Genomic DNA, 24,106 nt, shown 5'->3' with positions numbered 1-24,106 from the left:
GTTGCCTGGCCCTTCAGCTACCTGGGGATGAAAAGGGGCCTCATTCAGGACATTAGACCGATGCATCATACTCTCGCTTTGTTGAAGATATTTTCCGCCCTGAGGCGGGTCGAATGGTGAAATACGCGGCCACGACAAATGATACGATCAGCAGGATAGTGAATCCGGGAAACACACCAACAAGGATGTACGTTGTCGTCAACAGTACCATGACTCCGTTCATCACTACCCAGGGGATGCGGGACGCGGCATCCCGATTTAGTGAACCCACATGAGCCAATACAGCCCGTATTCTGGCAGCGCACACAATAAAGACAGCGACTATGATAATCAGGCAAAAGAAGCTGTAATAGTGCCCCGGCGCACTCTGGCCGAACCCATATTTGTAGAACTGCATCCTATCAGAACGGAATGCGTTGAGACCGTCGACTGCCATCCACTCAACAATATCCACACTTTCCGACAGCAAGAAGCTGGCTTGTAGCTTCATCAAAATGGTGATCATCAAGCCCAGAGATGTACATCGAAAGACCCCGACCATTATTGAACGGCCCACTCTTTCAACAAACCCGCGCTGTTCGACGGGCGCGCTGCGCCCAAGTTTTCTCACGAAGTCAACGAAATCATCCGTAACTGAATAGAGAATAATGAGGCCAGTGAAGAAGAGGTAAGAGCCAAATGCGTTAAGAAGAAAGACAAGGCCGGAAAACACGATCGCGCTTGGAGCTGATATCAAGTCGGGACGGAAGATCGCTATTCTGCCCCAATCGACCGCCCAATTTCCTGCCTTCCCGGTCAGCAGAGGGATCAGGTGGGTCTCCACCCAGTTGAAGCCCGAAGCGATCGCCACAGTCACACCAAACACCGCCCAGTACGCATAGGAGGCCATCGCCACCCTACCCGCCCAACTCGGGTTGCGTGACTTTGGGTCTGTCAACTTTGACAGGTTTGGTCGCCATTCATTCTTCCACGTCCTCAATAGATTGATCAGTACTGCAAAGTACGCCGGCAGAAGTGCCATGAAGACAATTGTCCAGTTCGGCGCCCACAAGAACCCAACCTGTTTTGGCATTCCCGTTGGTGGTGTGAAAACAACGCTGTGGATATTCAGCGAAAACGACATGAGCCCTAGCGCTGTAGCAGCGGCAAAGACGATGACGGGCAAACCCAAAGAGGCATGAGTGCTAAAGATTGCTTCCGTTCTTCCGGCTAAACCAGGCATCCTTATTGGCTTAGCCATATCCGCGCGTCTTGGATCGTTTCCGCTAGTGTCAGTTTCGACGCCTTCAACCGCTTCGGTCGTAGGTACTACACCAAGTTTCTGACCGCTTCGCTTGTCCCGTCTTTTTGCGGCAAGGCGCCCGTTGGCAGCACTAAGTTCCACTCGCCACGCGCTGACCGCGTCGGGATCGTCACAGCCGAACACACGTGCCAGCCAATGAATATTGTCGGTGCTTATTCCCCTGTCATTTTCCTGAAACCAATGCTGAACCGTCCGCAATTCGACGCCGGACTCGTTGGAATCGAACTGTGAGATGGTGCTGGCAAGTAGCTCTGGGGTCCAGGAGCCCGCAGGAAGACCCGTCTGGTCAGCGGGTAAGCCAGCCCCCACAGATACCAGATACTTGAATAGTTCCTTGAAGTCGCTGCTATCGTTCAGCGGAGGAACAAAGTATCTTCCACGTTTTATCAATGGTTTACACGATCGTATTTCGTTCCATTTCGTCCTGTTTCGTTGCAGTTCGTGCGATTGTCAACGCGTCGCTCTACTCTCCCCCAAGTTGAGCAGTTATCCGCTCCAGGTCTTGGGGTGAAGTGAAATAGTCGAACCGCAGAAAGAGCCCTACCCGCCCTCGCAATGCTAGGTTTCGAAGGTTGGGTCCTAAGATTACCAAGGAAAGAAAATGTCGACACAGCAACAAAACGAACGCGCAAAAAAAGGCGAACCGATCATTGAAGTGCAGGACGCCACTACAGGCAAAACAATGGCGGTTGTCTACGCATGGAACAATGGGCAAGTCAGTGTGACGTCAAACAGCGAACTAAGAGTTGTAGAACTTTCACCCGCCGCGCGTCTTCGCCTTTGAGCTCAAGAAGTCGGATCGCACAGCGAGCGCGGGAATATCCCGCAGTCAGCCGACCGGTCTCAATTCTTCGGTTCTTGGATAATTGAACATATAACGGATTCTCGGCTCCTTGCCTGTACTCGGGTGCACGCTACTTCCTACTGCGACTCCTATTAGAAACCAAAGGGTTCTCTAATGAGGAGATCATGGCATGAGCGCTGTATATTCGCAATTGAGCATCGAAGAACGCCGTAGGATTGAACGCTGGAGGTATGCGAAAGTTCCTGTTCGAGAGATGGCACGTGTGTTGAAGCGCTCGAAAGCCACAATCCATCGAGAGATCAAGCGGAACTATTTTTCGGATCCCTGCTTGCCAAAATGCGATGGCTACTACGGCTAGTCTGCGCATCGGAATGCTGCGGATCGGCGCTTCAGGCAACGTAAACTGATCCGCCATCCTGAGTTGCGCAAGCGTGTCGTCGAGCGGCTGAAGAATGGATGGACGCCGGAACAGATCGGCAATCGAATGATCTATGAAGGCGCCAAGCTGCGCGTCTGTGAGGAAACGATCTACCGCTACATCTATTCCAGCGAAGGCATGGCCGACGAGCTCTGGTGGTATCTGCCTGAGCACAGAATGTATCGTCGCCCTCGCCGTGCAAGGAAGCGTCAGGTGCCCAAATTCGACCACTATGTCAGCATCCTGTTTCGCCCCGATGCCGTGGCGCATCGGCGCCAGTTTGGTCACTGGGAGGGAGATTTGATGCTGTTCAAACAGAGTCTTGGGCAGTCGAACGTGACATCCCTGGTCGAGCGCGTCAGCCGGTTCACGGTGCTGCTGAAGAACCCGAACAAGCGTACGAAACCAGTCATGGGAAAATCATGAAAGCGGTGCGTGATCTGCTCCACCTAGCGCGCAAATCCATCACCTTCGACCGCGGCACCGAATTCGTCAGTTGGCCGCATCTGCAAGCCGAGATTGGCACTCAGACCTGGTTCTGCGACCCATCCTCTCCGTGGCAGAAAGAAACCGTTGAGAACACCAACCGCAGAGTCAGGCGCTGGCTTCCCCGCAAGCGCGACATCTCGGCGGTCTCAGATCATGACTTGAAAATGATCTGCGACCGCCTCAACGCGACGCCCAGAAAATGCCTGGGATGGAAGACGCCAGCAGAGGTGTTCCGGGAAAAGATGATGGTGGAACTGGACCAAGCCCCCTACCCTCAGAAGCAATAGGAGTCGCGGTTCAGGTATCGCTCACAACAGGCAGAGTGTACCCTATCTTACCGTTTGGTTCATAAGCGAGCCAGTGCCGAGCCCAGATGACAGGTTCCTTCAGAAAGCAGCAAAAGGCTGCTTTCCACGGCTTTCTATAGGCTCAGAATGCCCACTTCAGACCGGCTTTGACGAAGGGACCTTGGGCGTCGTCGCCGATTTCCTGTTCTGCATTCACCTCCAGTTTCAGGCCGGAGACAAAATCCTTTTCATAGCCAATCAGAATACTTCCGCCGGTAAAATCCGTGCTGGGGAACGCCAGAGAATTCGTCGTCGAGAACACAGTCACATCAGTTGATGCCTCGCCCAGATCACGCCGCAGGACACCGCTGAGTTGGCCGATCAACGCACCTCCTCTGCCGACGGATTTCTCGACTTCGATCCCAAGCCGGGCTTCGATAACCTCGGTGGTCGCCTCACCGACCGTCGCATTCGCAAGTGAGTCGGTTTCGGTATAGCTGTCATCGTCCTGCCGGGTGTAGCGAACGTTACCAAAGCCCAGCAGGTCGAATTCACTTTGCAAATCGAAGGATCGCTCGACGCCAATGCTCAACGTATACAGGGTCGATTCATAGTCCCCCTTGGCATCCGGACTGCCAATGATCTCACGGGTCTTGTCATTCGACAGGAAGCCCACACCGATATCGGCTTCAACCGTATAGGCGCCGAATTGGCGGCCAGCGGCGAGGCTCAGATAAACGGCGTTGGTATCGAATGAGGTCGTGTCACTGTCCCCGTCGGCTGTGAACACACCGATGCCAAAGGCCAGAGCCGTCCCGTTGTCCAACTGGCCCGCGAAGCCGAAGCTGCCGTTCAGGATATTGACATCGGTATCAGACCCACCGGATTGCTCGAACTGTTTCGCTTGCGCGTCGACCATCGCATAGGGGCGGAATGCGTTCACGAAGCTGTCCCGGAATGCAAAACTACGCGAGACCTGCGCCGGTGCGCTGTAACCCAACGCCTGACCGGCGCTGCCGACCAACCCGCCGTAGGTCGCGATGACGTCTCCTGATGTAAACATATCCGCAGAATCAACACTCGCATAGATCGGGTTGGAGCCGCCTTCGTCCTCGACAAACCAGGCCGAGCCATCATCTGAAACTGTCGTCGTGAAGGTGCCGGCATCCGTGGCCGCGTCCTCGAAAAAGAACACGTTGCTTCCGCCGCGCGCGTCGAGGTTCACATCATGCGCTGCGACCCGCATGGTGCCAGTCACTCGATCCTCTGTATCAACGTTCAGCGTGCCGCTGCCGCTTCCCAGGTAGATGGCATAGGCGTCGCCGTTATCGGAGGTGGCCGAGATCGTGCCAACATCCGTGATCACGCCGTCGAAAGCGTCGATGTAAAGACCATAGGCATCCGCCCCCGCCCCCGACGCCGTCGCGCTGATCGCCCCGCTGTTGGTGATTACGCCGGATGTCTCGCCGATGAAGACCCCGGTTGCGACGGTGGATGCCGCGCTGGATTGCGCATTGGCAGCTATGGCTCGGATCGCCCCACTGTTGGTGAAATCCCCATCAAGCGCACCAAAAATGTAAATACCCGACGCGTCTATGTAGGAACCGTCGCCCCCCGCGGTTGCGATCAGCGTGCCAGAGTTTTCCACGTTGCCCGTTAGCGCACCCAAGAAGATCGCAGTAGCAGTTGCCGAGACGCCACCATCAAGGTTTTCTGCAGTTGCGCTTATGGACCCTGAATTGATCAGATCACCGACGAAGCCGGTGTTCACTGCCAATCCATTAGCATAGGCATAAGATGCTCCATCAGCGGCAGCCGAAATCGTGCCGCTATTGGACAACGTGCCGTTCATACTGCCGCTGATGTTGATGCCAGTTGCAGTTGCGGAGCCGATCCGGTTACCGGTGACAACTGCGCTGATCGTGCCGGCGTTCTCAATGTCTGAGTAAACGTCGCGACGGACAAAGATACCCCTCGTGTTGACGTACGAGAGACCCTCGTTCTCGATGCGGCTCAAGATCGATCCGGTGTTGAGGATGCCGCCGCCTGCGCCCAGATTCTCTAGTATTACAAGGCCCGCGACATATGCAGAATATACACTGCCGGTGACATTCGCCACAATTGTTCCGGAGTTTTCGAATGTGCCGTTCAGATCGCCGTCAATGTAATAGCCCCCGACTGTTGCGTCTGTAGATCCATCGCCGTGTACGTACACCGATCCACTGTTGGTAATGTCGCCGGTGGAGTCGTCGCCGACATACAGGCCATAGGCCTCCACCCCACCAGAGCGAGAAACCCCGTTTACCGAAACCGTGCCCGAGTTCGAGAAATCCCCACTCAACTGCCCGCTGATGTGAAAGCCTGACGCTCCTGCCGAGACCTCACCCTCGGCAGAGACACTAATCGTGCCGCTGTTAGAGATGTTTCCCGCCATATCCTCGTTGACGACAAGGCCGTCAGCAAAGGCCAACCCGAAAGCATTGGATGTCCCATTGTCAGCAAATGATGTTGTGGAAATCGATCCTGAATTCGAGAAGTTTCCGTCGAAGTTTTCGTCGAAGTAAAATCCGGCAGCTCCTGCCAACGCCCCGTGCGTGTCCGTGTCCAGTCCCAGATTTGCGGCGACAGCACCGGATGTGATTGAGCCCGAGTTCGAAACATCGCCGGTGAAATCGTCATCAACATACAGACCAAACGCCCTCGCCGCTTCCGTCTGATCTGTAGCGATGGTGATTAAAGATCCGGAATTGGTGAAATTGCCGTTGAGAGTATCGTCGATGTAATACCCTGCAGCGGTCGCATCCGTTGAGCCATCAGCCTGAGCGAAAACCGTCCCGCTGTTGTGGATATCACCGACCATCTCGCTTGCGACAAAAAGGCCATAGGCCTCGGCGGTGGCACCTGTCACATCGGTTCCAATAGCGGTTATTGAGCCGGAATTGGTGAAGTTTCCGGTAAATTTATCATCAATGTAAAAACCGGCCACCTCCACCGAGGTTGCATCTACGGCCCGCGCATCGACAATGCCACTGTTGGCGATATTCCCGTCAACATCATCTTCGATGTATGCACCATAGGCGTCGGCATCGTCACCCGGGGCGGTGGCCGTTACATTGATTGAGCCGGAATTTGCAAAATCTCCATTCAGGTCATTCAGGATGTAAAGGCCGTAGGCTAAGGCATTATCGTCGGTGGTATCCGCCGATACCGAAACCGTGCCCGAGTTCAGAAAGTTCCCGTTCAAATCTTCTTTGAGGTGAAAGCCCGAAGCGGTCACAGATCCTCTGTCGGTTGCCGTGGCGCTGACCGTAACTGCTCCTCGATTTTCGATGTCTCCCTGAACGATGTCGTCAACGAGCAACGCAGCGGCAGTGGGGTCGCGAAGAAATGGAGGTAAAGGGGGGCGTCCTCTGGATGCTGACAAGCCCGCGGTGGCAGTGAGGCTGCCGGTGTTTGTGAAATTACCGGTCAGAGTACTACCAAGCTGGACGGAAAAAGCCGTCGCAGATGTATGTGCGTCGGCGCTTGCCGAGATCGCTCCGCTGTTGGTGATGTTGCCGACAGCTTCGTCGTTGATGTGCAAACCGGTAGCTTGGGCAACGCTGCCGTTTTCCACAGCGATTGCCTGTATTGTTCCGGTATTGTTGATGTCTCCGTACAACGCGCGACTAAGGTCAAGACCTGTCGCCGACAGGGTTGAAGCGTTTTCAGCTGTCGCGTTAACTGTCCCGCTGTTTGTGATGTCTGTATTGACATCGTTGTCAAAGAACAGACCCGTAGCTAGTGCTCTACTGGAGGATCCTGAACTGGCTTTTACCGAGATAACACCGGAATTCCTGACGGTCGCAGTAGCTTCCACGTCGCTGTCAAAGTCAACGCCAAAGGCGAGCGCAGGCCCGCTAGAACTGTTGTCCGAGTTGACCGTGATCGTGCCCGTGTTGACGACGTCGCCAGCGACTTGCCCATCGAGGTAAATGCCTGTCCCCGCAAGAAAACTCGATCCGTTCACATCGATGTCGATCGAACCATTATTTACGACCTGGCCAGTTGCCTCCAGATCCCCATCCACCAACAACCCTATCCCAAGCTGGTCGCCTGTCGCTGGACCCGAGATTGTACCATCGTTCGTGAACGTACTGGAGTAGTCATCGGTAATTACCACCGCATCGCCAGCACCTGTCGTCAGATCGACGGAACCCGTAGCAGTGATCGTATGATCCTCGTCGGTATTGAAAACAGCCTGCGTATTCTGCGGGGACGAAATGACATCCGCTACCGCCATCCCGACCGATAACGCCGCCACTGACACAGACGCCAGGAACAGCGAAGGCGCCATACTCGCCACTGTTCCTTTCCATTTCACTACTCGACCGCCACGGATCACGTGATTTTTCACGTGCCGACCAGATTTCCTACTATTCACCGACCGATCCCTTCGGAACTATTTTTTGTTTTGCCCGGCCAATGGGTTCATTCACCCAGACCAGCGCCACCCGCAAAACCGGCTTGCCCCCGTAAGCCGGCGAGGTCGAAGTCATACGCTGATTTCACTTGTATTCCTGCGACCACCTTTGCCTGCGCTCGCGAAGTAGCTGGAACGTTTTACGCGTTTAGCGGCGTGTGAATCTGCACCCACAATTCCCATTTTTTTAACTTGAAGTTGAGTTGGGATGTGGAATTACACAAGAATTACACCTAAACAGCAAAAAAGAACGGCGTGAGGTTGTGCAGCATGAACTTTGACCCCTATTCGATCAGCTATGGGCGCTGGAGTTTCGATGTTAAGCGAAGACTGCTGTATGTCGACGGTGAAGTCGTGCGATTGCAACGAGGTGTCCTAAAGCTGCTTCAATATCTGGTTCGCCGAGAGGGTGACGTGGTGACGAAAGATGAGCTCGTCGAAGCTGTTTGGGATGGTCGGGAAGTCTCTGATGCCGCGATTTACAATCGGGTCAACGCGTTGCGAAAAGCACTGGCGGATGACAAAAGCCCGGAGCATTGCATTCAGTGGGAGTATGGCAGGGGGCTTCGTTTTTTTCGTCACATTGGCAGTCGAATGGAAAGCAATTTTGTCGGGCCAGAAACCACGCCATTTCCGACCCACCAAAACCTGCCGGTCGCCTCAGATAAAAAAGAATACGATGAACCAAAAGAGCGCTTCATTGGCGCCAGCCCACTCAAGGATTGGCGGTATATTCTTGGAATTTACAACACGTTTTATCGCACGCCGTCATGGCCTAATGCTATCAAGGTAGGTGTGACTGTTCTAAGGGAAGTTGACGGCCAGGTCGCCGTTTGGACGTCGGAACGCGGTGAGGACCGCAAAGTTGGAACAAGGCAAAGGGCACGCTATCTGGGCTCCGCAATTTTCATAAACGGACGCATGTATGTGACGGAACAAAACTCTGAACGACCACATTCTGTGTGCCTGTCAACTCTGGATGCGCCTCATAAATACAGACCCGATATCATGACAGGCCTGATGCACGGCAGTTCATGGCGGCTGGGAGGCGCTCCTTATGCTACAAGAGTGGTTTGGCGTCGCGTACCACCCGGAATGCACCTTCGGGGAGCGCTTGAAATGTCAGGGCCGTATCCGGATGACACTGACCTTATCGAACCCACCATTCTCACGAGTGTCGGGTCTGACTGTCTTACATTTCATGAACAGACAAGTGCCCTCTGAGGATGCAGGCATCGTGTGGCTGGCTACTGATTGGACAGTCTAAATTTTATGGGGAGCAAGAGCTGGCAATCAGAAAGAAGAGTCCGATCCCTGCCAACATTGAGACGATGGTCTAAACGCTGATCTATGATGGCACCACCTTCACGACGGGTATGCCAACCGACAATGCGGTCACAGACACAGACGCAAAGAATAGCGAGGGTGCCACGCTTGCCACTGCGCCATTCCATCTCACTACGTGACCGCCACAGTCCACGTGGTTTTCACGCGCCACCTCAACTTAGTATTGTTCACCGACTACTCCCCTCGGAACTTTCCAACATTCGAAGAGGGTGCGTAGAAGTTAGTTGGGGCGCGAAAGTGGCATACTTCGAAAGCTCTCACGAGTTTCGTGCTATGGCCCGAAGGACACACTACATAGTGATGCACCTCATAGGCGGCCAACAGATGGACGAGCGGTTCACATTCCCCTAACACATGCCGGTTACCACGACGCACGAAGGGAAATCCAACCTTCATAACGCGTCTAAGACAGGAGTTGTCAGCATGACTCAAGGCAAGCAGATTTCAGTCCACGACGCCTTTCAGCACGGCATGGCACGGTACCAGAATGGTCAGCTGAAACCGGCAGTGCAGCTATTCTCAGACATCGTGTGCGCTGCCCCGAAATTTGCGCCGGCGCATCAGATGCTGGGCCTCATTGCATTCCAGACTGGCCAGATGGAACCTGCCGTGAACGCGATGACTGAAGCGGTCCGCTTGCAGCCCGAGAACGTCAGTTTCCTGACGAACTTCACCGAAATCCTGCGGAGCGCGGGCCATCTGGACCACGCGCTTGAGATCGGCACGCGCGCCGTGCGTCTGGCACCGGGAAACGCCGCAGCCCATTCCAATCTGGGTCTGGTCCACTACGATCAGGACAATCTTGCGGCGGCCCAGACCTCGCAGGAACGCGCTCTGGCGCTTGATCCGGAATTTGACCGTGCAATCAACAATCTTGGCAGCATCGCCCGCGACAATGGCGACCGGAGCGAGGCCGCTGCACTTTATCGCAAGGCGCTGAAGATCAAACCTGACTCCTCTGAGACCGTGAACAATCTGATCTCGGTTCTGATCGAAGACGAAAATGTCGCCGAAGCGCGCGCCGTTGCTGAATCACAGCTGGAGCGGTCGCCGCGTGATGCGGAGCTACACCGCAACTTTGGCCGGGTGTTCATGCTGGAGAACAATCTGGACAAGGCAGAAAACGCCTTCCGAAACGCAATCTCCCTAAACGGGGAAAAAGCCGAAAGCTATGTCGGGCTATCGCAGGTTCTTTATGAAAAGAACCACCCCAAGCTGGCCTTGATCGAGGCGGAACAGGCCCTGCGACTTGATCCGGAAAACGCCGCCGCATGCCACCAGATTGGCATAGCAAAGGCGCATCTTGGCGATGTTGAGGCCGCCATAGGTTCTTACCAAAAAGCGCTGGAACTGAAGTCTGACATGTCTTCTAGCCGACTTGCTCTGGGCCATCTGGAAATTGAGCGCGGTAACTTCGACGCAGCCCGGGCGCATTTCGAAAACGCAGCGGCGACCTCGGAAGACAAGCTGAGCGCAACAATCGCATTGGCAAAACTCGAGGAAATCTCGCCGGACAGCCTTGTGTTTCGGGCTCTGGAAGCAGCGTTGCCCGATGCCCCCACCATGCTGCCGCAAAAGGCCGCCGCCTATTACTATGCGCTAGGGGAGTGCTATGAAAAGCTAAAACGCCACGAGGAGGCGTTTAGCCAGTTCGAAGCTGGCGCCAGAATCAAACGCTCTCTCATCGACTATGATCCAGCCGAAAATGATCGCCTAACGGACGAATTGATCGCGACGTTCGATCAGGCAATGATCGAACGGCTGCGGGAATGCGCGGTGTCCAGTGATCGACCCATCTTTGTTCTTGGGATGCCGCGGTCCGGGACGACGCTGACGGAATCCATTCTGAACGCGCACCCCAAAGTGTTCGGCGCTGGTGAGCTCAACGATCTGCAGAACATCTTCGGTCGACTGGCCGATGGCACGACCAATGTGCCGCAGGAGGTCAAGTCCGTGACCGATGACAAGCTGGCCCAGCGGGCGGAAAGATATGTCGAAGCCCTTGCACAGCACGCCCCGGATATGCCGCACGTGGTCGACAAGATGCCAGCTAACTTCCAGCTGGTGGGGCTGATCCACAGCATCATGCCCAACGCCAAAATCGTTCACGTCACGCGAAACCCGTTTGACACCTGCCTGTCCTGCTACACGCGTCTGTTCGAACGGAGCCAGTACCATAGCTATGACCTTGTCGAGCTTGGCCGCTATTACAACAACTATGCCCGCCTTATGAACCACTGGCGTAGTATCCTACCGGACGGCGCATTCCACGAGGTAAAATACGAAGCTCTGATCGACGACTTCGATGCCGAGGCCCGCTGCTTGATAGACTATTGCAGCCTGGAATGGGATGACGCCTGTCTCGAGTTCCATAAAAGCAAACGTCGCGTCCGCACCGCCAGCGTTCAACAGGTGCGCAAACCGCTTTACGCGTCGTCCAAAGAAAAATGGCGGACGTACGAGGCTCAACTCTCCCCGCTAATTGATCTGTTCGGAGCGAATATTGAGTAAGGGAGGTGACCTGCTCCCCTGTGAGTCCGCGTTTATAAGTTAGCTCTGTTCAGGTTTTGGCCTCCATTTGGCCGGTTAGCATATTCGTGTGGCGTCAGACCAGCGAGGCTGGACTGACGCCGGTTGTGGTTGTAGTCGGTGCGCCATGCCGCAATCATGCGGCAGGCATGGCGAATAGACGAGAACAGGTGTTCGTTCAGGCTTTCCTCGCGCATCCGTCCGTTGAAGCTTTCGACAAGGCCGTTCTGCATGGGCTTGCCCGGCGCGATGTGATGCCCGTCGACCTTGCGGTCTTCCTGCCACTTGAGCATCGCATTGCTGGTCAGTTCGGTGCCGTTGTCCGAGACCACCACGGCGGCCAGGCATTCCCGGCTGAAGTCATCGATAACATTCAGCACACGGAACCTGCGGCCATCCTCCAACGCATCCGACACGAAGTCGAGCGACCATCGCTGGTTTGGTCCTTGTGGGATCGCCATCGGTGTCCTGGTGCCCACAGCCCGCTTGCGTCCACCCCGTTTACGGACGGTCATCCTGGGCGAGCGCCGCCAGCCCCGCGGTCCCCTTGCGCATATCCGTAACACCGCAAGCCAGATACATACGCACACCGGTGCCGGGGCCGATCATGCGGCTTCCACCGATCGGATCAGAAACGACGGTGCGGCCGGGTTCATTGCGCTTTCAAAATGCAAACTGCGACCTCCCGGCAAGCGCAATTCAACTGCGGTTGGTGGAGATGCCTCAGGGGCAGACAGCTGCGGCACAGAAACCCCGGTCGTGACCGGAACATCAACAGAAAAAAGAGCGCCCCTGCATCGGGTGACCAAAGCCCTTTCTTCTTCAACTCATGCCGCCAAGCGTAAATCTGTTGTCGTGCAATCTCGTGGCGTTGCGCCACCTGGGTACCGTTGCCCCGCCGACACCAATCGACGTGATAATCTCTAGTTTGTCCTCGTCATGCCAGAAACGCCTCCGTTCCTGACCAAGAATTTCACCACCCATCGCAGACCCCGCATAAGACACGTCGCTAACGACGTCGTAAAACAGTGTCATAGATCACAAACCCAAGCTCAGGCAGACGGTGCCAATCGAGCGGTTACAATTCACCCGACTGTCACTGTGCCTTTAATTACTGGACGCAGATACATTCTGGGACATATGACCTGATTTTGTGTCCTTAATTCTTGGATATCCACAAGTTGCCCACCCGGGATCTCAAATAGCTTGGTGAGGGATAACAAGGGTCGCTGTACCTGTTCACTTCTGACTGACACGCGACTTATCCCCAGAATGCACAGTCCGGCAATTAATGACACAGTCCAGAAATTAAGGGCACTATTTGGGACTGATTTTGCTCAACTTTCTGAAGCCAGCGTTCAGCAATTAAAGGCACAGTGACACTATTGGAAGCGACTTTGCGCTGAATTGGTCTCTGAAATTACTCCAACTGCACAAAGATCCGTCTTTGTGACAATCCACTATCATCCTCAAAACATCCAACGTGCAGTAACCGACAAATCACCTGTTCGGGAGTTTTCTGAGAAACTTCCACCTCCTCGGATGGTGATCCGTGCATTCTCCTCAATTTGATAGTCCAAACCAAGGCGAAATTCGGCGGCGTAGCGATCATAGTTGAACACATGAGCCATCTGCTCATCACTACTCAAGCCAATCAAACTGCCGTTAACCTGATTGCTTGGATCAGTCAAATTTGCCGATAGCCCGGCAGAGGCGTAAACTCGTCCGAGAGCACCACCCTCTCCAAACAGATGGCCAAACTCCAGGGTCGGTCTCAGCACCACATCCGTATCGTCTGAACTTTGAATGGCCCAATTCAGGTGACCATCTCCAGACTCCTTAAAGCCATTCTGGCGGGTATGATACAGCCCCAATCCCATCCCCCAGCGCAAATAACTCGCTGTGAACTCCTGAAGGTAAGTTACGCGCGCATCAGCTGAGAAGCTGTGGCTCGTCACATCTGAATTGGCTTCGTAGCCCGCCCCACCGACAAAGTATTGACGCTGCTGATCAAGGTTCTGATGACCATAAGCCGTTGAGAAGGAAAAGGTTACCGGACCGTTTTCGTACTTGAGAACAGCAGCTGCAATGAATCTATGGCCATCTTGGTCAAAACCAGATCCAGAAAGCGCAACGTCTTCGCCTTGAAGCAGCCCGCCCAGGATCAACCCGGAGTCTATGATGCGCTGTCCACCGGCAATGAACCCATAGGTGCTTTCGTCGACGGAAGCACCTCCTCCGGCGTTTTCATAGGTGCTTACACTTCCAGTAAAACCAACCCAACCACAATCGTTTTCGCGCATGAATTCACCAGTGCCAGCTTGACTAAGCGACGGACAGGAGCGCAGATGATTGTGTATAGCGTGGCTGGCCTGACGCGCCGCGAACAACGCAGCCCCCGTTTCATCGACAATATGCGCTGCAGAAATTGTTTCGAGCTCCTCAACGCTTTCAGCGTTCAGGAGATCATTAAAAACCGACGCGATAGCATCTTGCACATTTTGGCCATTTACATCCGTACCGCCAGAAGCGTCCGAGTCATCCGATCCTGTATCTCCAGAGTCATCCGATCCTGTATCTCCAAAGTTATTGCGTCCGAGATAGCGGATGAGGTTCGTCGTATTCTCGTTTACACCGGAAGGCCTTGCATTGAAGGTATAGCTCAACTCGACCGCATCGGTGTCCGAATAAGTTGTACCATCGATTGTGACGTCTTCGCCCGAAACAAGCGCAACTTCATAGTCAACCAGCAAGCTGTCCGATATTGTCAGGTCCTCAGCACTGAGGTCATCGGAAACAAAAACGTAGACAGACCCGCTGCCCCCGCCGGAAATATTGTTAACCCCGGTGGCGTTCACCTTCAAAGATCCATCCAGAGATGTCACATTGTTGGCAATGATCACGTCAGCGTTCTCGTCATCTGACGCTGTGTTCATCTCCAAATCTATCAGAAGCTTGCCAGTACCACTCTGCACAAGCGTTCCACCTGAAATCGTAGTCGTGAATACATGATCTGATCCGCCGGGTGACAAGATACCCGAGTTGCTCAGCGTACCGCCACCACTACCCAGATCGACAATGGACCCCATGTTGAACACCCCACCGGACTCGTTCTGAAACGTACTGCCCGTCGCATTTTCAAACAGTTTGACCGAGCCCGAAATCGTCCCGTAGTTGGAAATGGTAATCGCGCCTTGGCCGTCCATGCCAGAGCTGTCGTAATCGTCGCTGGAGACATCCGTATAGATCACATAAACGTCATCTTCGCGGCTTGTGTCGGTGAAGTCTTCGTCCGCGATCGTACCGTAGTTGTTGATCACATTGCTGTTGCCGTCGTAAAGCGAAATCACATGAGCATTGCCGTCGCTGCCGGAAATCGAGCTGCCTTCTCCAACGTTGATGGAGATCGCACCAGCGCTGTCATATCCAGTCGATGCGGCTAAGATAGCCCGGCTGTATTCTCCTGACACATCGATGTTTGATGCGTTGGTAAGGCTGATATTCACGTCACCGGAATCGTACGAGGCGTCCCCGTCATAAGTGAAATAATCATCCAGATCGCTGACATCAGATGTTTCATAAGACCCACTGCTTGATTGTGCAAAGACCCCAAACGAATAGTCACCGGTCGAAATGACATTTGCGCCGTCCAGCGCCACGTCAACATCACCGCTGTCGCCCTCTGCGCCATTTGAACCCGCGATGTAGAAGGACAGCGCGATACTGCCTGCTGTGCCGCCGCCGCCACCCACAGATTGTGCCCAGATACCCACCGAATTTTCACCAAAGGTATTGATGTCGGCATTTGTGGACTGCACCGAAACGTCGCCACCGTCACCCCCATTGCCTGCGTCGCCGTCATAGTTTGCACCGATATCAATCGAAAAATTGGTGCCGACAAGATCGTCAATGCCTGCCCCAAACGCGCCTTCGACATCACCGGCATCACCGCCGCCGCCGCCAACCGACTGCGCCCAGATCCCATTGGCGCGCACCCCGCTTGTGGTGATATCGCCCGAGTTTATAACGTTTACAGAGCCGCCATGCCCACCCGCACCTGCGGTTCCGCCGATCTCCACCTTGGTTTTAATCGAAGCTCCGGTGCCTGTACCGCCGGACCCGCCACCACCGCCAACCGACTGGGCATAGATCGCGGTTGAATCGACACCATAGGTGGTGATTGTGTCGCTGTTGTTTACATCCACCTCGCCGCCATCCCCGGCCGCGCCACCATCCCCACCAATCGAGACAGTCCAGTTGGTGAAATAGCTGCTGTAGTTCTGGTAAAGGGAATAGAGCGTGTAAGTGCTTACACCAGTGTCCCAAACATCGCTGGCAATTTCTTCGGCGATATCGACCCAGGATGTCGACCCATCCGAAGACGACGAACTGGTCGATCCGGATTCCCCGCCAGTCCCGCCGCCGCCCCCGACAGATTGCGCGAAAATGCCGACTGAGACGTCATTTGTCGTGACAATTTTACCCTCGTTGACCACGTCAACTAAGCCACCGTCACCGCCGCTGCCGCCCGAACCACCAAGTTCGACACCGACCTCAAAGCTTACGTTTTTATAATCATCTGCACTTGAAACATAGGCTATGGAAGTCGCCTCGGCCGAACCGCCATCACCACCACCTCCACCAACGGACTGAGCAAAAATACCGTCGCCGCTCGACCCACCCGTATGGATCAAGCCGGAATTGGTTACGCGGACAATATCACCGTCATTTCCTGTTCCACCCTCGCCACCAACGGCGAGTGAGAGCGAAACACCGGCACTGTTCCCAGTGCTGCCTGTGTAATCCAACACGTATGTCGTAGCGGAACCGCCATCGCCGCCATCGCCACCGATGCTTTGTGCATAGATGCCTGCAGCCCCATTGTTCAGAGCCTTGATAACACCGTTGTTTACGATGTCTACTTCGGCACCGGCAGAGCCATCACCACCTTCGCCCCCAACGGCAACCGAAACACCCAAATCAAATTTTGTTGTCGTCGAAAGCCCGACTGCGGTGACACTGCCACCACTACCGCCGGACCCCCCAACACTTTGCCCAAAAATGCCGTGGGCATAGATGCCGTCTGTGATGATCCGGTGATTGTTGACGACTTGCACTGTATCTGATGCAGCCCCGCCGGCACCAGAGCCGCCAACCGACACTTTGAACGTCGCAGATGACGTCGACAGGAAATTGAAATCAAACGTGTATACGGAACCGCCTGATCCACCGTTGCCGCCAATACTCTGAGCCAGAATGCCATATGCCTTCTCACCCGAGGTCGAAATTTTGCCGTTGCTTTCCACGTAAACTGTACCGGCGGAACCTCCGTCGCCGCCACTACCACCAATAGCGACTTCGACGTCACCCGATATGCCGCCCGTATCATCAGCCAAAATGCCGCTCAGAAGATCTGCGCTGATCACCGTGCTGGCGTTCCCCCCTGCACCACCGATGCTTTGCGCCAGAATTCCGTAGCCCAGATCTTTCGACGTCGTGATTGACCCATAGTTATAGACGCTTGTGTCATCCGCAGTACCGCCTGCGCCGCCACCTGCCCCGATACCAACACTAATGGCGTCAGCCGTAATCACTGACGTCGCGATAACAGTGCCGCTGTTTCCGCCCTCGCCGCCTTGGGAATTGGCGTAGATACCCACACCGTTGTCGCCGTTTACGGTTAGATTGCCATAGTTTTCGACATAAACAGTGCTTGCGGTTCCGCCATCGCCGCCTTCACCGCCCACCGCAGCATCCACTGTTCCATACGACGCCACATCAAAGGCCATGACCGACCCCGATTTGCCGCCGCTGCCCCCGCGGCTTTCGGCATAAATAGCGCTTCCGTTCGAGCCTGAAACGGTAACGTCGCCCATATTCTTAATACTGACCGCCCCGGATGCATCTCCGTCACCGGCATAACCGCCGATCGCAACCGCAACATCGGCACCCGAAATCCCCGAGCCGGAATAGGTGCTGCCAGAATTACCGCCACCGCCCGCGAGACTTTGAGCAAAAATGCCGTCAGAGTTGTCACCTTTTGCGGCGATCTTGCCCGAGTTGGTCACGGTCACGACGTCTGAACTTCCGCCATCTCCGCCGGTGCCGCCCACAGAGACCGTCACCGATGCCGTCGACACAGCATCAAACGAAAAGGTCGTGCCGGAATTGCCACCGCCACCGCCGACAGACTGGGCATAGATCGCCGTGGAGCTTTCGTCGTCTGTTGTAACATTTCCCGTGTTGTTTACCGTGACCGCGGCTGCGTCTCCGCCGTCACCGCCAGACGCCCCGGTAGAAATCGCGACAGAATCTACTGAGGATGAATTGATCGTGTAGATGCTGCTGGATTTGCCGCCACTGCCGCCCGCTGACTGCGCATAAATACCAAAGGAATGCGCCGAAGACGTCGAAATATCACCGTCTGAGGTTACGCTGACCGCCCCGCCATCGCCTCCAGTGCCACCGGCCCCACCGGTCGAGACGGAAACCGCCCCGAAATCATACCCGGCATCGACATTCACCAACTGGCCCGCATTGCCGCCGCCGCCGCCATAGCTTTGCGCAAAAATACCGTCGGAATGCTCCCCGAAGGTCGTGATATTCGCATGGGTTTCCACGGATACCGTATCTCCGTCACCACCGCTCGCGGCGTCTTCGGTTGATCCCACCGCGACCCCAACACCAACACTTGCCGTAATGTTGGTGACACTGCCGGAATTGCCGCCGCCGCCGCCGCCGGACTGCGCCGAAATGCCTGCCGAGTATTCCTTGGCCGTGGTGATGGAGTAGGCTGTGTCATCCTTGTCGGAATACGTGACCGTTCCACCGTCGCCGCCATCCCCGCCGGTAGAGCCCACGACAACGCTAACCTCTACGCCGATATCCATGGACGAGGCACCCTTGCCACCACCGCCGCCGATGGATTGCAGATCGACACCGTCGGAATCTATGCCTGATGTGGAAATGTTCCCAAGAACATGCTCGACGGAAACGGCGTCAGAACTGCCACCGGACCCGCCGGACCCGCCGACGCTTTCAAACAGACCATCTGTCGAATGCCCTACGCCACCGCCGCCGCCAAGCGACTGTACAAAAACGCCTTCGGAGTAGTCGCCTTTAGTCGTGAGGTCAGCGGCCAACGACACGCTGACCTGGCCGCCATCGCCACCGGTTCCGCCCGTGCCACCGATTGTCGCCAACCCTGATCCGCCGCCGCTTTTGCCGCCGCCGCCGCCGACAGATTGCGCGCTGATGGCTGCTGAATAGTCGTTTGCCGTTGTGATCGTTGTATCGCTGTCGCTATCGACAGTGATTGTAACCTTACTACCGTTGCCTCCGGCGCTGCCATCGCCGCCAATAGAGTCGATTGCGTCTGCCGATCCGCCTTTGCCACCGCCACCGCCAATGGATTGCGCTTCGATACCGACGGAGTATGTGCCTTGTGTTTCGATGGTGCTGCCGGATAGCACTTCTACTGTAACGGTACCTGCATCACCTGCACTTTCGGATGACGCACCCCATGCAACAAACGTCCCACTAGAATCTCCGGCATCGCCTGAAAACCCGGCAACCGATTGCGCAAGAATGCCGCTGGACGTGGTTGTGTAGTCGTCACCATCGTCATCGGAATCATCGCCACTGCCGGTCGTCGTTAGGGTTCCTCCAAAAGTGACGTTGACATCACCCGCATTGCCAGAGCCACTGGACGATCCACCGTCGCCGTCAAGAACGTCGGAGTTACCGCTACCACCATCACCACCGGCACCGCCGTAGGATCGCGCGAGAATACCAATTGAATCGTCGCCATTCGTCGTCAGCGTTGCGTCATCAATTTCAACTGTGACAGTTCCGCCATCCCCGCCCGAAGCACCATCGCCGCCATAGGCATCACCGATACTGTTGGTCGCATCACCACCGTCGCCGCCATCGCCGCCTCGGCTGATCACCTCGACAGCGTGCGCCAATTGACCGTCTGTCTCAACGATTAGGGTAGACCCCTCATATTGATAAAGATTCGCGTCTCCGGCCCGACCGCCGTATCCTCCGTCCCCGGCATACGCCGCGAAACCACCGTCGCCGTCACCGCCATCATTCCCGTCACCGCCAGAGCTGAGGACATAGATACCGGCCTGTTCCTCACCATTGACATTGATATTGAGACTCGCATTCAAATCAATATTCAGTTCAGCCGTCGCGCCATCACCACCATTGCCGCCATCGCCGCCCGTACCATCAGTGATCGTCGCGTAATTCTTGCCGTGACCACCGGAACCACCATTGCCCCCAGATGCCGTGACTTCCACCGCACTAAAGCCGTCGCCGCTGACAGTACCTTCTACAAAGGTTAAGATTTGTGCGTCCTCAAGAGTACCGCCATCACCACCATTGCCGCCATTGCCGCTACTGGTGACACTGGTCCTGTCTTTGCCCGAGTGACCATTCCCGCCAGCACCATTAAGTGACATGACAGGCGTATCGTCGCCCCCACTGACTTCGATAGTGGAGTCGCTCCCGTCGTAATAGACAAGGATACCGTTGACGTCGTCGCCATTATCACCGTGGCTGTTGCCTTCGTCGCCGGTATTGTCAACCGAGAACACATAAGTGCCTTCGTATTCGGACGAGTTGATATCGTTAAAGATGATTTCGCTGATATCGTCATCAAGGTCGGTTGCGTCAATGTTAGTTTCCAAAACATCGCCGGTACAAAAGTACTCAGTCGACGAAGTTTCGCTAGTGTCACACGAGGCCGCTGTGGCTGACGAGGCCGTTACTATCCAAACGCCCATCAGACCGACCGAAGCTGAAGGCAAGTTCAGATAGCCTGACGTCTTGAAACGCGCGCCAATTCGGATCAAATCAGTTACACTCTGCAATGCAGTCGTCACCTTGAGAAGGCTGACACATTCACTTTGCGTAAGGTGTGTTTTTAGACCATTCATCAGGTTTTCCCCAACTGCTTGCTTGGTGATTTTGGATCGGGCCAAAGATTTCAAAACGACCATCGCACCCCGGCCCGGAAATTTGGTCCCTGTGCGTCTCTGCCGATTTCCTGTTCGGCATTCACTTCGAACAGCATATCTGTGACAAACTCATGCTCGTATCCGACCAGAACACTTGCCCCCGTGAAATCGGTGGAGGCAAAGGACAGCGACTGAGTTGATGAGAATACGGTCACTGCGGCCTCGGTATCTCCCAGGTCCCGGCGCAGGACGCCGGACAGTTGACCAATCACAAGACCGCCGTCGCCCAGCGATTTCTCGGCTTCGACGCCCAGACGGACCTCAATCACATCGGTGGTGCTGTTGCCGACAGTGGCGTTTGCTGAGGATCCGGTTTCGGTGTAGCGGTTATCCTTCTGACGGGTATAGCGGAGGCCACCAAAGCCCAGCAGTCCAAAACCGTCACCAACATCAAACGCGCGCTCGGCTCCGACATAAGCTGTAAGCAGCGTGCTGTCGTAATCCGCATTTGCATCCGCGCTGCCAGTGATCTGGCGCGACTTGTCGGTCGACAACCAGCCATAGCCCAGTCCAGCCTCAATTGTGTAAGCACCAATCTGACGACCCACAGAAGCGTCCAAATAAAAGCCGTCAGTGTCGAAGTCGGTCGTATTGGTATCCCCATTCGAACGGAAGACACCCAGACCCAGTGCTACGGCAAGGCCGTTTTCCAACTGGCCGGAATACCCGGCGCTGCCGTTGAACAGGGTGACATCAGCATCGGTGTCGGGCAGGTTCTCAAACCTGCGCGTCGCGGCATCGACAATGACATAGGGGCGGAAGGCGCCAAAGGTCAGGCCAGATACATGGCCCGTGGTTGTATTGCGCGTGACCTGTGCTTGCGGCGCATAGCGCAGCGCGGCTGTGGAGGAACCAACCACACTGCCATAGAACGCCGTCACCTCGCCCGAGTTCAGCACTTCGGATGCATCAACACTGGCGTAGACCGGGGCTGCGCCGCCTTCGTCCTGTACAAACCAAGCCGACCGGCCGTCTGAAGCAGTGGTGGTAAAAGTTCCTGCGCCCGGAGTAGCGTCTTCGAATTCGAAGATCGCACTGCCGCCGACCGCGTCCAGCTTGACGTTGTGGTCCTGTACGCGAATCAGGCCGCTGACCTTGTCCGAGCTGGTCAGGTTGAGGATACCAGAGCCGGTACCAAGGTAGATGGCATAAGCATCGCCGGTATCGGAGGTTGCCGAGATCTCCCCAACTTTCGTGATCTCACCGTCAAAGTTGTCAAAATACAATCCATAGGCGTTCGCCTCGAACGCAGCCGCGGCCTTAGCCGTGACTATGCCGCTGTTCGAGAACGTCCCCTGCATGTCATCTGCCCAGACACCAACCGCCATCGCCGCAAACGCATCTGTATCATTGGTAATTGTCGCCGAAGCGGACAATGTGCCCGTATTTGTGACGCTGCCCGTGAAYGCATCCTGCAAAGAAATCGCATGTGCATCTGCTTCGGTTGAACCGGTGGCCGATGCCGAGATCGTGCTTTTGTTAGTGATCGTTCCATCTGAGCCACTGCGCAAATGGACGCCCCGCGCATCCGCACCTTTGCTGCCCGAGGTGCTTGTGGCAGTGATCACACCGGAATTTGACAAGGTCCCCTCAAACTCGGAGACCACGATGCCATACCCGATCGCATCTGCGCTGAATCCGCGTGCCGTGACTTGAATCGTGCCGCTGTTCGACACGTTACCTGTGGTTTTGTCGCGGCTGTAAAAACCAAAGGCTTCAGCTGAATCGGTGTTATCGGTCACAAGCACAGTGATCGATCCGCTGTTGGCAAACTCACCTTCCAGACCTTTGGTAACAAAGACGCCAGCCCCCGTAGCTTCTGTTTGACCCTGGGCTGAGATGTTAATTGAGCCACTGTTGACGACATCACCCGTCATGCCGCTAGTAACATACAGACCATAAGCCTCAGCGTCTTCGGTCCCGCTGCTCGCCTGCAGCGAAATCGTGCCGCTGTTGTTAAAATCACCGCTCAGCCCACCGCTGATTTCGGCAAAAACGGCTTCAGCGCCGGTTGCGGCTTCAGCAAGTAGTGTAACTGTTCCGCTGTTGGTGATGTCGCCGGTCATCCCCCCGGAAACGTCCAGAACAAAAGCTTCTGCCTGTTCGGTTTGGTCATTCGCAGTCGCTGTAATCGTGCCTGAGTTGGTGAAGCTACCCACCAGGCCGCCGCGGATATCGAATCCGATCGCGGTTGCAGAGGACTGCCCTACAGCCTGCAAGCGGATGGTGCCACTGTTGGTGATGTCGCCGATCATTCCGTCGTCGATATCAAGGGCCAGTGCTTCGCCCTCCCAATCCAGACCGTCAGCAATCGCAGTTATCGTACCGGTGTTGGTGAAATCCCCATCCAGGACCCCTGAAACTGCAAACGCAATGGCTGTCGCGGAATATTCCGCATCAGCCTGTAGGGAGATGCCACCACTGTTGGTGATATCGCCATCCATGTCACCTTCAACTCGAAAGACAAAAGCTTCGGCATCGCCGGCCTGGCTGTTTGAAATCGCGGTGATTGTACCTGAGTTGGAATAACTTCCGTCGAAGTTACCCAAGACTTCAGCTGCGACAGCGGTTGCATCCAACTGCGCAGCAGCCTGCAAGACGATGCTGCCGCTGTTGGTGATATCGCCAGCCATCTCGCCATCGACTCCAAGAGCAAGGGATATCGCATCTTCGGCCTGCCCGCTTGAGGTCACGGTGATCGTGCCGCTGTTTGAAAAACTGCCGTTCAGCCCACCTTTAATGCCAGCGAAGATCGCCGTAGCATTGTCGCCGCCGTCGGCCACGATAGTGGCATCACCGCTGTTACTTATGTCGCCGGTCATTTGTCCGGCAACATTCAGGGCATAGGCGTTCGCCTCGAACGCAGCCGCGGCCTTAGCCGTGACTATGCCGCTGTTCGAGAACGTCCCCTGCATGTCATCTGCCCAGACACCAACCGCCATCGCCGCAAACGCATCTGTATCATTGGTAATTGTCGCCGAAGCGGACAATGTGCCCGTATTTGTGACGCTGCCCGTGAATGCATCCTGCAAAGAAATCGCATGTGCATCTGCTTCGGTTGAACCGGTGGCCGATGCCGAGATCGTGCTTTTGTTAGTGATCGTTCCATCTGAGCCACTGCGCAAATGGACGCCCCGCGCATCCGCACCTTTGCTGCCCGAGGTGCTTGTGGCAGTGATCACACCGGAATTTGACAAGGTCCCCTCAAACTCGGAGACCACGATGCCATACCCGATCGCATCTGCGCTGAATCCGCGTGCCGTGACTTGAATCGTGCCGCTGTTCGACACGTTACCTGTGGTTTTGTCGCGGCTGTAAAAACCAAAGGCTTCAGCTGAATCGGTGTTATCGGTCACAAGCACAGTGATCGATCCGCTGTTGGCAAACTCACCTTCCAGACCTTTGGTAACAAAGACGCCAGCCCCCGTAGCTTCTGTTTG

At 55.4% G+C, this 24,106-nt stretch carries 8 protein-coding genes and 2 pseudogenes; 4 read left to right on the top strand and 6 right to left on the bottom strand.

The annotated features are described in order from the left end of the window. Positions 1–52: 52 nt before the first annotated feature. On the bottom strand, positions 53–1,693 hold the full coding sequence (locus tag JT51_RS20360; RefSeq protein ID WP_037317489.1) for an RcgA family putative transporter: 1,641 nt from the start codon (positions 1,691–1,693) through the stop codon (positions 53–55). A 211-nt stretch (positions 1,694–1,904) separates the two neighbouring features. Between JT51_RS20360 and JT51_RS20355 the strand changes: the two genes are divergently transcribed. Both JT51_RS20355 and JT51_RS21645 read left to right on the top strand, forming a co-directional pair. After that, complete coding sequence (locus JT51_RS20355; protein ID WP_037317486.1) at positions 1,905–2,087, top strand: hypothetical protein; 183 nt, start codon at positions 1,905–1,907, stop codon at positions 2,085–2,087. 190 nt (positions 2,088–2,277) lie between these two features. After that, positions 2,278–3,302, top strand: a pseudogene (locus JT51_RS21645) (IS30 family transposase). A gap of 142 nt (positions 3,303–3,444) precedes the next feature. Here the strand turns inward: JT51_RS21645 and JT51_RS20345 are convergent. Next, complete coding sequence (locus JT51_RS20345; RefSeq protein ID WP_152563411.1) at positions 3,445–7,698, bottom strand: beta strand repeat-containing protein; 4,254 nt, start codon at positions 7,696–7,698, stop codon at positions 3,445–3,447. Positions 7,699–8,034: 336 nt separating this feature from the next. Between JT51_RS20345 and JT51_RS20340 the strand changes: the two genes are divergently transcribed. Both JT51_RS20340 and JT51_RS20335 read left to right on the top strand, forming a co-directional pair. Continuing rightward, the gene (locus tag JT51_RS20340) at positions 8,035–8,988 is read left to right on the top strand and encodes a winged helix-turn-helix domain-containing protein (protein WP_037317480.1); all 954 of its coding nucleotides are present in this window, start codon (positions 8,035–8,037) and stop codon (positions 8,986–8,988) included. A gap of 546 nt (positions 8,989–9,534) precedes the next feature. Then, positions 9,535–11,622: a tetratricopeptide repeat-containing sulfotransferase family protein gene (locus JT51_RS20335; RefSeq protein ID WP_037317477.1), complete on the top strand. Its 2,088-nt coding sequence runs from the start codon at positions 9,535–9,537 to the stop codon at positions 11,620–11,622. Positions 11,623–11,654: 32 nt separating this feature from the next. On the opposite strand, the pseudogene JT51_RS20330 reads toward JT51_RS20335, so the two are convergent. The 4 genes and pseudogenes from JT51_RS20330 to JT51_RS20315 all read right to left on the bottom strand — a co-directional run. Further along, positions 11,655–12,167: pseudogene (locus tag JT51_RS20330) on the bottom strand (integrase core domain-containing protein); the annotation flags it as partial. A gap of 295 nt (positions 12,168–12,462) precedes the next feature. Next, the gene (locus JT51_RS22005; protein ID WP_081894768.1) at positions 12,463–12,675 is read right to left on the bottom strand and encodes a hypothetical protein; all 213 of its coding nucleotides are present in this window, start codon (positions 12,673–12,675) and stop codon (positions 12,463–12,465) included. A gap of 434 nt (positions 12,676–13,109) precedes the next feature. Beyond that, entirely contained in the window at positions 13,110–20,336 is a 7,227-nt protein-coding gene (locus JT51_RS20320; protein ID WP_152563410.1) for an autotransporter outer membrane beta-barrel domain-containing protein, read from the bottom strand. Between the two features lie 299 nt (positions 20,337–20,635). Beyond that, on the bottom strand, positions 20,636–24,106 hold a 3,471-nt coding region (locus JT51_RS20315; RefSeq protein WP_037317468.1), incomplete at its 5' end, for a beta strand repeat-containing protein.

Source organism: Ruegeria halocynthiae, assembly GCF_000743705.1.
Lineage (GTDB): Bacteria > Pseudomonadota > Alphaproteobacteria > Rhodobacterales > Rhodobacteraceae > Ruegeria > Ruegeria halocynthiae_B.
The sequence above is the reverse complement of the archived record's forward strand: the minus strand, read 5'-3'. Positions and strand labels throughout refer to the sequence as shown.

Bases quoted from the DNA above. Each gene is read 5' to 3' on its own strand.
- JT51_RS20340 (WP_037317480.1), top strand. From the start codon at position 8,035: ATGAACTTTGACCCCTATTCGATCAGCTATGGGCGCTGGAGTTTCGAT.
- JT51_RS20355 (WP_037317486.1), top strand. From the start codon at position 1,905: ATGTCGACACAGCAACAAAACGAACGCGCAAAAAAAGGCGAACCGATC.
- JT51_RS20335 (WP_037317477.1), top strand. From the start codon at position 9,535: ATGACTCAAGGCAAGCAGATTTCAGTCCACGACGCCTTTCAGCACGGC.
- JT51_RS22005 (WP_081894768.1), bottom strand. From the start codon at position 12,675: ATGACACTGTTTTACGACGTCGTTAGCGACGTGTCTTATGCGGGGTCT.